The 12,877-nt window shown below is 72.9% G+C and carries 12 protein-coding genes; 11 read left to right on the top strand and 1 reads right to left on the bottom strand.

The genetic code is table 11. The features are described from left to right. The coding region (locus ACJOT3_RS10895; protein ID WP_406971512.1) for a protein kinase at positions 1-959 on the bottom strand (959 nt) is incomplete at its 3' end. Between the two features lie 346 nt (positions 960-1,305). On the opposite strand from ACJOT3_RS10895, the gene ACJOT3_RS10890 reads away from it, so the two are divergent. The 11 genes from ACJOT3_RS10890 (at position 1,306) to ACJOT3_RS10840 (ending at position 12,761) form a co-directional block, all read left to right on the top strand. Next, positions 1,306-1,698, top strand: a complete 393-nt coding sequence (locus tag ACJOT3_RS10890) for a DUF948 domain-containing protein (RefSeq protein ID WP_406971510.1) — start codon at positions 1,306-1,308, stop codon at positions 1,696-1,698. Then, the gene (locus tag ACJOT3_RS10885) at positions 1,695-1,967 is read left to right on the top strand and encodes a hypothetical protein (protein ID WP_406971508.1); all 273 of its coding nucleotides are present in this window, start codon (positions 1,695-1,697) and stop codon (positions 1,965-1,967) included. Before ACJOT3_RS10890 ends, ACJOT3_RS10885 begins: the two co-directional genes overlap by 4 nt. 201 nt (positions 1,968-2,168) lie before the next feature. Next, entirely contained in the window at positions 2,169-2,606 is a 438-nt protein-coding gene (locus ACJOT3_RS10880; protein WP_406971506.1) for a hypothetical protein, read from the top strand. Positions 2,607-2,899: 293 nt separating this feature from the next. Continuing rightward, positions 2,900-5,569 carry an alanine--tRNA ligase gene (gene alaS, locus ACJOT3_RS10875; RefSeq protein ID WP_406971504.1) on the top strand — a complete coding sequence of 890 codons (2,670 nt, stop codon included), beginning with the start codon at positions 2,900-2,902 and terminating at the stop codon, positions 5,567-5,569. Positions 5,570-6,062: 493 nt separating this feature from the next. Beyond that, entirely contained in the window at positions 6,063-6,551 is a 489-nt protein-coding gene (gene ruvX, locus ACJOT3_RS10870; protein ID WP_406971502.1) for a Holliday junction resolvase RuvX, read from the top strand. Then, complete coding sequence (gene mltG / locus ACJOT3_RS10865) at positions 6,548-9,169, top strand: endolytic transglycosylase MltG (RefSeq protein ID WP_406971500.1); 2,622 nt, start codon at positions 6,548-6,550, stop codon at positions 9,167-9,169. The genes ruvX and mltG overlap by 4 nt, the downstream gene beginning before the upstream one ends. Beyond that, the gene (locus tag ACJOT3_RS10860; protein ID WP_406971498.1) at positions 9,169-9,993 is read left to right on the top strand and encodes a shikimate dehydrogenase; all 825 of its coding nucleotides are present in this window, start codon (positions 9,169-9,171) and stop codon (positions 9,991-9,993) included. The genes mltG and ACJOT3_RS10860 overlap by 1 nt, the downstream gene beginning before the upstream one ends. Positions 9,994-10,378: 385 nt before the next feature. After that, positions 10,379-10,969 (top strand): translation initiation factor IF-3, encoded by a 591-nt coding sequence (infC, locus tag ACJOT3_RS10855; RefSeq protein WP_406971518.1) that lies wholly within the window; start codon positions 10,379-10,381, stop codon positions 10,967-10,969. Positions 10,970-11,166: 197 nt separating this feature from the next. Further along, positions 11,167-11,361: a 50S ribosomal protein L35 gene (rpmI, locus tag ACJOT3_RS10850; RefSeq protein ID WP_306371508.1), complete on the top strand. Its 195-nt coding sequence runs from the start codon at positions 11,167-11,169 to the stop codon at positions 11,359-11,361. A gap of 160 nt (positions 11,362-11,521) precedes the next feature. Next, entirely contained in the window at positions 11,522-11,893 is a 372-nt protein-coding gene (rplT, locus tag ACJOT3_RS10845; protein ID WP_406971496.1) for a 50S ribosomal protein L20, read from the top strand. Positions 11,894-11,915: 22 nt separating this feature from the next. Then, positions 11,916-12,761, top strand: a complete 846-nt coding sequence (locus ACJOT3_RS10840; RefSeq protein WP_406971494.1) for a TrmH family RNA methyltransferase — start codon at positions 11,916-11,918, stop codon at positions 12,759-12,761. Positions 12,762-12,877 lie beyond the last annotated feature (116 nt).

Raw genomic sequence — 12,877 nt, 5'->3', positions numbered from 1 at the left:
CGCCCCTCCAGCCGGATCACCCGGGGCACGCGCTGGGCCGGCTCGATCGCCCGCCACTCGCGCTCCATCAGGACGGCCACCTCCTCGCGGTCGGGCGGCCCCGCGCTCTCCCGGCCGTTCTCCCGCTGCCAGACCGCCAGGACCGAGCCGATCACCTCGTGCAGGCTGGGCCGCGCGGCCGGGTCGGGGTCCAGGGACCGGGACACCAGCGGCACCAGCCCCTTGGGCAGCCCGGTCAGGTTGTACTCCCCGGCCGCGGCGCGCCCGGCGATCTCCTCGGCCTCGCCGGGGCCGAACGGCAGCCGCCCGGTGCCCGCGTAGGCGGTGACCGCGCCCCAGGCGAACACGTCGCCGGCGGGGGAGGCCTCCGCGCCCCGGTAGCGCTCCGGGCTCAGCCAGGTGGCGCCCGAACCGCTCGTGTGGGCGTCGGCGACCGCGCAGTCCATGATGTGCGGACCGTGCGACTCCAGCAGCACCCGCTCGTGGTTGAGCGACCCGTGCGCGACGCCGCGCGCGTGCAGCGCGGACAGCCCCTCGGCCAGGCCCACGGCCAGCGCCAGCAGCTTCCCGGTGCCCAGGCCGCCGCGCTTGGTGACGAAGTGCGAGAGCCGCTGCCCCTCCATGTACGGCATGGCCAGCCACGGGCGGTCGGCCCGGGCGTCGAACGTCAGGGGCACCACCACCCGTGCCGGATCCACCTGCGCCAGCGCGGTCAGCCGCCGCACCAGCGCCTCGCGTTCGGGCTCCCCTGCCGGGGACTTGAGGACCTTCACCGCGACCAGCCGCTCGCCCGCGGTGGGCGAGGCGGCGTCGACCGCGGCGTAGACCGTCCCGGACGCACCCTGCCCCAAGCGCCCGAGGACGAGGTAGGGACCTATCCTCGCCGGGTCGTCCGGATAGAGCGGGGGCAGGTGCTCCGGTACCAGTACGGAGATCTCTCGGGGAGAACGAGGGCTCATGGGTGTCCTGTCGCGATGCTTCTGGGCCGACGGGGCGGCGGAGTGTCCGGACATCGTAGTGAAGATCCGGATCCATGTTCATTCTCCCGAACGACCGGCACATGAATCGACATCCACGGCCGCCATCGGCCACCGGTCCGCGGCGGGTCGGGCCGCACACGGCGAGGCCCGCGCACGTCCGTCGGCCCGACGCGATATGGTCGGCCGGAACCCGTCGGTTCGGACGCCCCCACCCCGGAGCGCGGCCGACGGGCGGCCCCCGACGCTCTCCGGCGCGACGCGCGGGGGGCCGTGTCGCACACAGACCCTCATCAGAAGTAACCCCTATCCGCCTTACGGAGCCCGCATGCTTACCGGAGGAGAGGTCGCCGCGCTCGTCGCCGCGGTGGTCTGGGCGGTGCTGGCCACGTTCATCTGCGTGGCGCTCGTCAAACTGATCAAGCTCATCAACGCCGCGACCGTCGTCGTCTCGGAACTGGGCGACCGCACCCCGCCCCTGATGAACGACGTCGCCGCCACGGTCGAACGCGCCAACACCTCGTTGGAGCGCGTGGAGGAGATCACCGCCAACGCGCAGGCCAGCAGCGAGGACGTGGCCACCATGACCGCGCTGACCCGCTCGGTGGTCACCGGCCCGCTCGTCAAGGCGGCCTCGCTGTCCTACGGGGTCCGCCGGGTCCTGGGCCAGCGCCGCGCCCTGGCGGTCGTGCGCGGCCGCCGCCGGAGGGAGAACCGGTGATCAGGCGACTGCTCTACCTCGCCGCGGGCGCCGCCCTGGGCGGCTACGCCGTGCACCGCGTCCACCAGGCCCGGCGCGCCCTCACACCCGGCGGCATCGCCGAGCGGGTCGAGGGCCGGGTCGGCGAGTACCGGGGCGCGCTGCGCGAACTCAACGAGGACCTGGCCCACGCCGTCCGCGAGCAGGAGGAGGAGTTGCTGCGCACCTACGCGCCCCGCCGCTCCCGCGCCCTGCCGCCCGCCGACCGCCGGGCCCTCCCGGAGGACTGACCGGCTCCGGAAGCCCGGACCCCTTTTCCCATAGGGGTTTACGGGGTATCGAACCCTTCCAGGTCGGACGCGCCCGCCGTCCGGCCGGAAAGGGAATCCCCCGTGTACCCACCCCCCGGTGACGGTCCCCCGAACCCGTACGTCCCGCACGGCCCACCGCCACCGCCGCCGCCCCCGCCGATACGGCAGGGCCCCGCCGGCGTGCCCGGCGCGGCCACCCTCGTCCGGGTGCTCATGATGATCGGCGGCGTCCTCGGCCTCGGCCTGGCCCTGCTGGCGGCCTGGGTCTCCCTGGACGGTACGGCGTTGATGCAAGTGGACAGCGCTGAACTCCTCATCACCGTGGTGCTCTTTGTCCACTCCGCCATCGCCATCACCCTGGCGGTCCGGATGGGCCGTCCCGGCGCAGGCGTGTACGTGGGCGTACTCACCTTCCAGGCCTTGTCGCTCCTGGTCATCCTGGCCACCCTGATACTCACCCCGGGTCTCGGGATGAGCCTCATCTACGACCTCCTCTGGGACGACAGCGTTTTCAGGATCTTCGCGCTGCTGGTCCTCGCACCTGTCCCCTTCTCCTTGACGATGATCCTGCTCATGCTGCCGCCCGGCCCCCGCGCCTACTACCTGTCGGGCGCCTGACCGCCGCCGGGAGGCGCCGGGCAGCGGTCCACCCGGCACGGGTCCCGCCGACCCGGCGCCTCGCGGTGCCCGACGGCGATAGCCTTGGAACAACCGAGGTCCCGGCGTTGTCGTCAACGGGGCGGGGCCCGGGTCGGCAGCCCCCCACCGGGCGGTCGGCCGCGAAGACGAAAACCACAGGCATCCGCGTGGTCGTCCGCCCTACCATGGGCCACTCACCGACCACGCGCAATCAGGTCCCGGGCAGGGACGGGCCCGCCGAGGGCGGCGGAGCCGAGCACAGGAGGGCATCAATGGAGACGGCAGAGATCGCGCGCCGCTTCCTCAGTTTCTTCGAGAAGAACGGACACACCGTGGTGCCCTCGGCAAGCCTCATCGCCGAAGACCCCACGCTGCTGCTGGTGCCCGCAGGCATGGTCCCCTTCAAGCCCTACTTCCTGGGCCAGCGCACTCCGCCGTACGAGACCGCCACCAGCGTCCAGAAGTGCATCCGCACCAAGGACATCGAGGAGGTGGGCAAGACCTCCCGGCACGCCACCTTCTTCCAGATGCTCGGCAACTTCTCCTTCGGCGCCTACTTCAAGGAGCAGGCGATCCCGCTGGCGTGGGAGCTGGTCACCACCCCGGTGGCCGAGGGCGGCTTCGGCATCGACCCGGAGAAGCTGTGGGTCACCGTCTACCTCGACGACGACGAGGCCGAGGCGATCTGGCGCGACAAGGTGGGCGTGCGCCCCGAGCGCATCCAGCGCATGGGGATGGAGGAGAACTACTGGTCGATGGGCGTCCCCGGACCCTGCGGCCCCTGCTCCGAGATCTTCTACGACCGCGGCCCCGAGTACGGCGCCGAGGGCGGCCCCGAGGCGGACGAGAACCGCTACATCGAGATCTGGAACCTCGTCTTCATGCAGTACGAGCGGGGTGAGGGCGGCGACAAGTCCGGCTTCCCGATCCTCGGCGAGCTGCCCAAGAAGAACATCGACACCGGCATGGGCCTGGAGCGCCTGGCCGCGGTCCTCCAGGGCGTCGACAACATCTACGAGACCGACATCATCGGCCGCGTCCTGCACCGCGCCGCCGAGCTGGCCGGGGTCCGCTACGGCGACGACCACGAACAGGACGTCCTGCTGCGCGTGGTCGCCGACCACGTCCGCAGCGCCGTCATGCTGGTCGGCGACGGCGTCAAGCCGGGCAACGAGAAGGCCGGCTACGTCCTGCGCCGCATCCTGCGCCGCTCCATCCGCAACATGCGCCTGCTCTCGGGCACCGAGACCGCGTTCATGCACGACCTCACCGCGGTCAGCATCGACGCGATGAAGGACATCTACCCGGACCTGCTCGACAAGGCCGATGTCATCCACGGTGTCATCGACACCGAGGAGAGGAACTTCGCCGACACCCTGCGCGCGGGCACCGCCCTGTTCGCCCGGGCGGCCGAGCGCACCCGCCACGCGGGCGGCACCGTCTTCTCCGGCTCCGACGCCTTCCAGCTCCACGACACCTACGGCTTCCCCATCGACCTCACCCTGGAGATGGCGGCCGAGCAGGGCCTGACCGTGGACGAGGGCTCCTTCCGCGAGCTCATGCAGCGGCAGAAGGACACCGCCAAGGCCGACGCCAAGTCCAAGAAGCTCGGCAACGCGGACATCTCCCTGTACGCGCAGCTGCTCGAAGGCGCGGGCGCCACCGACTTCCTCGGCTACACCGACGCCCAGAGCGAGTCGACGGTCAAGGGCATCGTGGTCGGCGGGGTCTCCTCGCCCGCCGCGCGCCAGGGGGAGAAGGTCGAGATCGTCCTGGACCGCACCCCGTTCTACGCCGAGAGCGGCGGCCAGCTGGCCGACACCGGCACGCTCACCGTCGACGGCCGCGGGATCGTCGACGTCGAGGACGTCCAGAAGCCCCTGCCGGGCCTGTTCGTCCACCGCGGCACCGTCCGCGCGGGCGAGGTCACCGTGGACGACACCGTGCACGCGGCGATCGACAGCGGCCGCCGGCACGCCATCGAGCGCTCCCACTCGGCCACCCACCTCATCCACTCGGCGCTGCGCAACGCGCTGGGCCCGTCGGCGGGCCAGGCCGGCTCGGAGAACAGCCCGGGCCGCCTGCGCTTCGACTTCACCGCCGACAACGCCCTGGGCGAGTCCCGGCTGGCGGAGGTCGAGGAGGAGGTCAACACCGTCCTGGCCGGCGACATCGCGGTGCGCACCGAGGAGAAGAGCCTGGACGAGGCCCTCAAGATGGGCGCCCTGGCCATGTTCGGCGAGAAGTACGGCGACCGCGTCCGCGTCGTGGAGATGAGCGATTACTCGGTCGAGCTGTGCGGTGGCACCCACGTGCCCTCCACCGCGCGGCTGGGCATCGTCAAGCTCCTGGGCGAGTCCTCCATCGGCTCCGGCGTGCGCCGGGTCGAGGCGGCGGTCGGCGTGGACGCCTTCAAGCGCCTGTCCAAGGAGTCGGCGCTGGTCGGCCGCCTGTCCGAGCAGCTCAAGGCCCCGCGCGAGGAACTGCCCGAGCGCATCGACGCCGTGATCTCCCGGCTGCGCGCCGCGGAGAAGGAGATCGAGAAGCTGCGCGCCGCGCAGGTCCTCCAGGCCGCGGGCTCCATCGCGGAGAAGGCCCGCCGCCACGGCCCGGCGCTGGTCGTGGCCGAGCGGGCCCCCGAGGGCACCGGCGGCGACGAGCTGCGCGCCCTGGCCGCGGACGTGCGCGGCCGCCTGGGCGAGGCCGAGCCCGCCGTGGTGGCGCTGACCGCGGTGCCCAAGGACCGCCCGGTCGTGGTGATCGCGGTCAACAAGGCGGCGCAGAAGGCCGGCATCAAGGCCGGTGACCTGGTGGGCGTGGCGGCCCGCGCGCTCGGCGGCGGTGGCGGCGGCAAGCCCGACATGGCCCAGGGCGGCGGCACCGACGCGACCAAGGTCGACGAGGCCCTGCGCGCCGTCGAGGCCCGCGTCGCGAGCGCCTAGCCGTCGCGTGCCCGCCGGGGACGGTGACCCTCATCCGGTCGCCGTCCCCGGCGTGGTCTTCGCAACACGGGTGTGATTACACACCGTGACACACAAAGCCGGGTAACATCACGACCTGTGACGATCCGGGCGAACGCGGTCGTCCGTACGCCCGGCCTCGGCCGTGCGCGGACGGTTCGTCGCGGTGATGGGGGATTCGGGTGACTTACACTCGGATGCGGCCTCCACGGCCGACCCCGCATCCCGTACAGCGGCGGACCGGACGCCCGGGTCGTGACCCGGTGACCGCTCCGCGTGACCCGGGCTGCGTACGGTCATCGAATCGGGCATACTGTGGCGCGTCACAGCCGATCACACGGCTGTCTGCGCGGAGTTTTCCCGCGATCCACCTGACGAACAGGACCACCGTGTCGAGGATTTTCCCATCGCGGTGCCGTACCCGTACCGGGACGGCCCGCCCGTGCCGCCTCCCCCGAGCAGGGGGGCGCTCCTCGTGAGGAACGGTGTGCGCCTGGCCGTCGACCCGGGCAACGCCCGCATCGGTGTGGCCGTCAGCGACCCCTCCGGCACGCTCGCCAGCCCCCTGGAGACGGTCCCGCGCGGCAGGGGCGACAAGAACCGGATCGCCCTGCTGGTCCTGGAGAAAGAGGCGCGGGAAGTCATCGTGGGTTACCCTGCCTCTCTGTCAGGAGAGGAGGGGCCGGCCGCCCGGTCGGCCCGGGAGTTCGCAACGGGACTGGCCGGACTCCTGCACCCCGTCCCCGTCCGCTTGGTCGACGAACGCCTCACCACGGTGACCGCGCAGGGACATCTGCTCTCCGGAGCCTCCTTCAGTAAGAAGGGCGCCAAGGGCGGACGTGCCCGTCGAACGGTCATCGACCAGGCGGCGGCCACGGTCCTCCTGCAGAGCGCCTTGGACCAGGAACGGTCGACAGGCCGGCCCCCGGGCGAGATCGTCCGCTCCAGCCAGGGAGAATCATGAACGACAGGGATGACCACCCCGACAATCCCTATCGTGGACGCGCCGACCGCGAGAGCGGTCGCGACTACGACCCGCGCGGCGGCCCCGCGCGCGGCCGCCGTGCCCGGCCCGAGGCCTCCCCGTGGGCCGAGCCCGAGGCGCCGGACCCGCGGCGCTCGGGACCCTCGACCGGTGAGTTCCGCACCCCCCGCTACGCCCCCCGCCCCGACCAGGAGTACGACCCCGTGAACCAGGGCCGTTCCGGCCGCGACCAGGAGCCCACCGGCGCACCGCGCCGCGGCGGCGCCGCCGACGCCCTGCGGGGCGGTCGCGCGGCCCGCTCCGGCGGCCGACGCGCCGCGGAGCCCGCTCCCGCCGCCGACACCACCCAGGACGCCCTGGCCGCACTGGCCGGCCTGGGATCGCCCGCGGCGCCCGCGCACACCGAGGAGCCGCCGCGCCGCGCCCGGCGCCCCGAACCCGAGCCCGAGCCGGCACCGCCCGCGGCCGAGGAGGAGCCGCCGCGCGGCCCCCGCCGCGGCCGCCGCAACGCCGCCGCCGAGGAGGCCCCGCGCCGCGGGCGCGGGGGCCGCAAGCGCGGCCGCCGCGACGAGGAGCCCGGCTTCCTGGACGGCCTGCCCGAGGACACCGGGGCGTTCGACGCCGTCGCGTTCCCCGGCGTGAACAGCTCCGCCGACACCGGCGCGTTCGCCGCCCTCACCGACGCGGACACGCGGCCGCGCCGCGCCCGCGGCGAGGACGCCTCCGACACCGGCTCCTTCGACTCCGCCCCGCGCCGGGGCCGCCGCCACCGCGGGGCCGCCGCCGAGGAACCGGCCGAGCCGGCCCCGGAGACGGGCCGCACCCGCTCCGGTCGCCGCCGCCGGGGGCCGGTGGACGAGCCGCCCGCGGACGGCGGCGCGTTCGTCGCCGACGCCCCGCCCCGGGGCCGCCGCGCCCGCCGCGCGCAGGAGCGGCCCCAGGACACGGGCGCCCAGGACACCGGTTCGCACGACACCGGGTCGTACGACACGGGCTCCTATGACACCGGCTCCTATGACACCGGGTCCTACGACACGGGTTCCCTGAACACCGGGTCCCGGTCCCGCGACACGGGCTCCCACGACACCGGTTCCTACGACGCGGAGTCCTTCCAGGACGCCGCCTCCGCCGACAGCGGCGCCTTCGAGGCCCCGGCGGAGCCCCGCCGCTCCCGGCGCCGCCGCGGTGCGGCCGCCGACGAGGCACCCGAGCCCGAGGAGACCCCCGAGTCCGAGGACGCCGGGTTCGGCGCCGAGGCCGACGAGGACGAGGAGCCCTCCGGCCGGCGCGGCCGGGGCCGCGGCCGGCGCGGCGGCGGCACCCGTCGCGGGGGCCGCAAGCGCGGCCGCCGCGAGGAGGAGCCCGAACCCGAGCCCGAGGAGACCGCCGAGGCCGACGAGGACGACTACGAGTACGAAGAACCGGCCCTCGCCGACATCGCCGCCGCCTACGGGGGCGGCCGCAGCAGCCGCAAGAAGGCCAAGGAACTCAAACGAGCCCGCCTGGCCCAGCACCACCGCACCCCGGAGGGCCGCCGGGCCAAGGCGCGCGGCAAGGGCATGATGATCCTGCTCGTCCTGGCGCTCATCGCCGGCATCGGCGGCGGCGGGTTCTTCGTGATGCGCACCTACGTCTTCCCGCCGGACTTCGACGGCGCGGGCAGCGGCGAGGTCGTCTACGTCATCCAGGAGAACCAGAGCGGCCTGGCCGTCGGCCAGGGGCTGACCGACCTGGGCGTGGTGGCCAGCCCGCGGGCGTTCACCAATGCCCTGGAGGACCTGTCCGAGGAGGAGCTCGGCCAGGGCCTGGTCCCGGGCAGCTACTCCCTGGCCCTGGGCATGAGCGCCGACGACGCCGTGCGCGCCCTGCTGGACCCCGCCAACCGCCTGGGCGGCCGGGTCACCATCAAGGAGGGGCTGCGCAACGAGCAGGCCATGGAGGAGCTGGCCCTCAAGACCGGCGTCCCCTACGAGGAGCTGGAGGAGGCCCACTCCCGCCCCGACGAACTCGGCCTGCCCGAGTACGCCGAGGGCGAGGCCGCCGGCTACCTGTTCCCCTCGACCTACATGTTCGACCCCGGCACCGACGCGCAGACCATGCTCAGGACCATGGTCCAGCAGTTCCACAAGGTCGCCGAGGAGGTGCAGCTGGAGGAGAAGGCCGCCGCGCTGGACCTCACGCCCGACGAGGTCATGGCCGTCGCCTCCATCGTCCAGGCCGAGAGCGGCAACGAGGGCGACATGCCCAAGGTCGCCCAGGTGATCTACAACCGCCTTGAGATCAACATGAACCTCGGCATGGACAGCACCTGCTTCTACGCCATCGGCGAGTACGGCATCGCGCTCAACAACGAGCAGCTGCAGAAGTGCAACCAGGACACCAGCGGGTTCGACACCTACCACAAGCCGGGCCTGCCCCCGGGGCCGTTCGTCGCCCCCGGCCAGGCGGCCATCGAGGCGGCCCTGAACCCCGCCGACGTCCCGTACCTGTACTTCGTGACCACCGACCCGGAGAACGGCGTCACCAAGTTCACCGACAGCGAGGCCGAGTTCCTGCTCCTCAAGCAGGAGTTCATGGAGAACTGGGGCGGCGGCTGATGCGCGCGGCCGTCCTGGGCTCCCCGGTCGCCCACTCGCTCTCCCCGGTCCTGCACACCGCCGCCTACGCGGCGATGGGCCTGGACGACTGGTCCTACGGTCTGCACGAGTGCGGCGAGGAGGGGCTGGCCCCCCTCCTCGCCGGGCTCGGCCCGGACTGGGCCGGGCTGTCCCTGACCATGCCGCTCAAGCGGCGGGCGCTGGAGCTGGCCGACCGGGCCGAGGACCTGGCCGTCCGGGTCGGCGGGGCCAACACCCTGGTCCGCGAGGGCGGCGGCTGGGCCGCCCACAACACCGACGTCGAGGGCATCGTCACCGCCCTGGCCGAAGCGGGTGTGGACGCCCCGCGCAGCGCCACCGTCCTGGGCGCCGGGGCCACCGCGGCCTCGGCCCTGGCCGCGCTGCGCGGCCTCGGGCTCACCGCCCCGGTCACCGTCCTGGCCCGGGACACCTCCCGGGCCGGCGAGGTGGTCGCCGCCGCCGGACGCCTGGGACACCCGGTGGAGGTGTTCCCGCTGGCCGAGGTCGACCGGCACCTGGACGTCGACCTCGTCGTCTCGTCGCTGCCCTCGGGCGCGGCCGACGACCTGACCGAACCGCTGGCCAAGAGCGGCGCCGACCTGTTCGACGTGGTGTACGCCCCCTGGCCCACCGCCGCCGCCCGGCGTGTGGCCGAACGCGGCGGCCGGGTCGTGGGCGGGTTCCCCATGCTGCTGCACCAGGCGGTGGCCCAGGTCCGCCTCATGACGGGACACGAACAGGTGCCGGTGGAGGCGATGCGCGCCGCCGGCGAGGCCGAACTGGCCCGCCGCGCCGCCGCCTGAACAGCCGGGCCCGGCGCCGGGCCCGCCCGGTCCGTTCGGCTGGTAACATGAGATATCGACTTGGTCCGGTGTGCCTGGCACACTGGAACCGCAAGCGGAGATGATCCTCCCACCCGTCGGGTTTCGCCCGGGCGGGTCCACCGAGTCGGCCCGATCCGTTGCCATCGTGACGGGACGCCGTGTACACGGCGCCCGCCCGGCACCCGGATCGTCGTGCCGTCCACCGGATCGACCCCGCTTGCACACGCTGGCGGGGTTTTCGCTTTTTCAGGGGGACCCCGACGCGGTCGGTCCAACCGGTGGAGACGGGCGGGCCGATCCAGCAGGCCGCTCCAATCAGGGGCGGCCGGTCCCAGGTAATCCGAGAAAGCTAGGGAGGGGTCTCATCAGCGCCGAGCCCCGCATCAATGACCGCATCCGGGTGCCCGAGGTCCGACTCGTCGGACCCAACGGTGAGCAGGTCGGAATCGTCTCCGTGCAGGACGCACTGCGTCTGGCCCAGGAGTCGGACCTCGACCTCGTCGAGGTAGCGCCGACCGCGCGCCCGCCGGTCGCCAAGCTGATGGACTACGGCAAGTTCAAGTACGAGTCAGCGGTCAAGGCCCGCGAAGCCCGTAAGAACCAGTCGAACACGATCATCAAGGAGATCAAGCTCCGCCCGAAGATCGACCCGCACGACTACGAGACCAAGAAGGGTCACGTGGTGCGGTTCCTCAAGAGCGGGGACAAGGTCAAGGTGACGATCATGTTCCGTGGTCGTGAGCAGTCCCGTCCGGAGCTGGGCCGCCGTCTGCTGGCGCGGCTCGCCGAGGACGTCCAGGACCTTGGCACGGTGGAGTCGCAGCCCAAGCAGGACGGCCGCAACATGGTCATGGTGATCGGCCCGCACAAGCGGCGGTCCGAGCACAAGGCCGAGGCCCGCGCGGCCGCGGCGGGGGACAAGGCCCGCCGCGAACAGCCCGACGCAGAGGCCTAGCGGCTCCGGGGAAGTCCCCCACCGCCCGGCCGCCGGAAGGGACCGGGTGGTGGGGTGGGCTGTGCGCGGACATCCGGACGCGTCACGGCCGGCGTCCAGGGACCCCGCCACGGTGACGGATTCAGTGGCGGAACAACCGTGTCGCCCGCGCCCCGTGCGCGGACCGACACGCCGACGGAGTAGGAGACGACGGCGACATGCCGAAGAACAAGACCCACAGTGGGGCCAAGGACCGCTTCAAGGTCACCGGCTCTGGCAAGATCATGCGCCGCCGTGCCAACAAGAACCACATCCTTGAGCACAAGACCTCCAAGCGCAAGCGCAAGCTGGGCAACGAGGCCGTGGTCGCCCCCGCGGACGCGAAGTTCATCAAGAAGCTTCTCGGCAAGTAGTCCGCGAACCTTCCCCTCCCCCCGGAAGAGCCCCCGCGCCCTCACGGCGCGGTGACGGCCGCCGGGCGGGATCTTTCAGAAGCGAATCCGGTCGCCGGACTCCTCGGAGTCGGGCCGGTCGGCGCGCCCCGCGCGCCGGAACACACAAGAGGGAGTCACAGTGGCACGCGTGAAGCGGGCTCTCAACGCCAAGAAGAAGCGCAAGGTCGTCCTCGACCGGGCGAGCGGCTACCGCGGTCAGCGTTCGCGCCTGTACCGCAAGGCCAAGGAGCAGATGCTCCACTCGATGACCTACGCCTACCGCGACCGCAAGGACCGCAAGGGCCAGTTCCGTCGTCTGTGGATCCAGCGGATCAACGCCGCCTCCCGCGCCAACGGCCTCACCTACAACCGCTTCATGCAGGGCCTGAAGCTGGCCGGCATCGAGGTCGACCGCCGCATGCTCGCCGAGCTGGCCGTCAACGACGAGGCCGCGTTCGCGACCCTGGTGGAGACCGCCAAGAAGGCCCTCCCGGCCGAGACCGCGGCCTGACCGGAGTCTGACGGGTAGAGCGATGGCGAGCCACGAGTTCACGAGTGTCCGGTCACCCAGGATCAAGGGGGTTCGGCGGCTCGCCAAACGCACCTTCCGCCAGCGCGAGCGGCGCTTCCTCGCCGAGGGGCCGCAGGCCGTGCGCGAGGCACTGGCCGCCGCGGGCGGTGCCGGGCGGTCCCCCTACGGCGGGACCGCCCCCGGCGTGGTCGAGGTGTACGCCACGACCGAGGCGATGCAGCGCCACCTGGACCTGGTGGACGCCGCCCACACGGCGGGCGTCCCGGTCCACCGGGTCAGCCTCGACGTCATGACGGAGCTGGCCCAGACCGTCACCCCGCAGGGCGTCATCGCCGTCTGCGAGTTCGTCGACGTCCCCCTGGACAAGGTCGGCGACGTGCGGCTGGCGGCGGTCCTGTCCCACGTCCGCGACCCGGGCAACGCCGGCACGGTGCTGCGCACCGCCGACGCCGCCGGGGCCGACGTGGTCATCTTCACCGACGCCTCCGTCGACCCCTACAACGGCAAGTGCGTGCGGGCCTCCGCCGGAAGCCTGTTCCACCTGCCGATCGTGGTGGGCGTCCCGGTGGCGCGCGCGGTCGACTTCCTGCGCGAACGCGGCGCCCGCGTCTGGGCCGCCGACGGCGGCGGGACCCGCGACCTGCACGAAGTGGCCGACGGCGGGGACCTGGACGGCCCGGTCGGCTGGGTCTTCGGCAACGAGGCCTGGGGGCTGCCCGAGGAGACCGTCCGACTGACGGACGGCGCGGTCAGCGTCCCCATCTACGGCGGGGCCGAAAGCCTGAATCTGGCCACGGCCGCGGCCGTGTGCCTCTACACCACCGCACGCCAGCAGCGCCGCCCCTGACGGTCCCGCGAGGGATTTTCCGACACCGACCCGCCATTCGCATTGGCAAATGCACGTGCACGGGGGGTCGGTGCCGATAGGGTCTGAGCGGGATCTCGGTGGCGCCCCCCGATGCG

The sequence above is a fragment of the Nocardiopsis protaetiae genome (assembly GCF_045446735.1).
GTDB classification, from domain to species: Bacteria; Actinomycetota; Actinomycetes; order Streptosporangiales; family Streptosporangiaceae; genus Nocardiopsis; species Nocardiopsis protaetiae.
Note: the sequence above shows the minus strand (reverse complement) of the source record. Positions and strands in the feature narration are given on the sequence as shown.

Coding starts and splice junctions, on each gene's coding strand:
- ACJOT3_RS10890 (WP_406971510.1), top strand. CDS start 1,306: ATGCTTACCGGAGGAGAGGTCGCCGCGCTCGTCGCCGCGGTGGTCTGG.
- alaS (WP_406971504.1), top strand. CDS start 2,900: ATGGAGACGGCAGAGATCGCGCGCCGCTTCCTCAGTTTCTTCGAGAAG.
- mltG (WP_406971500.1), top strand. CDS start 6,548: ATGAACGACAGGGATGACCACCCCGACAATCCCTATCGTGGACGCGCC.
- ACJOT3_RS10860 (WP_406971498.1), top strand. CDS start 9,169: ATGCGCGCGGCCGTCCTGGGCTCCCCGGTCGCCCACTCGCTCTCCCCG.
- rpmI (WP_306371508.1), top strand. CDS start 11,167: ATGCCGAAGAACAAGACCCACAGTGGGGCCAAGGACCGCTTCAAGGTC.
- ACJOT3_RS10840 (WP_406971494.1), top strand. CDS start 11,916: ATGGCGAGCCACGAGTTCACGAGTGTCCGGTCACCCAGGATCAAGGGG.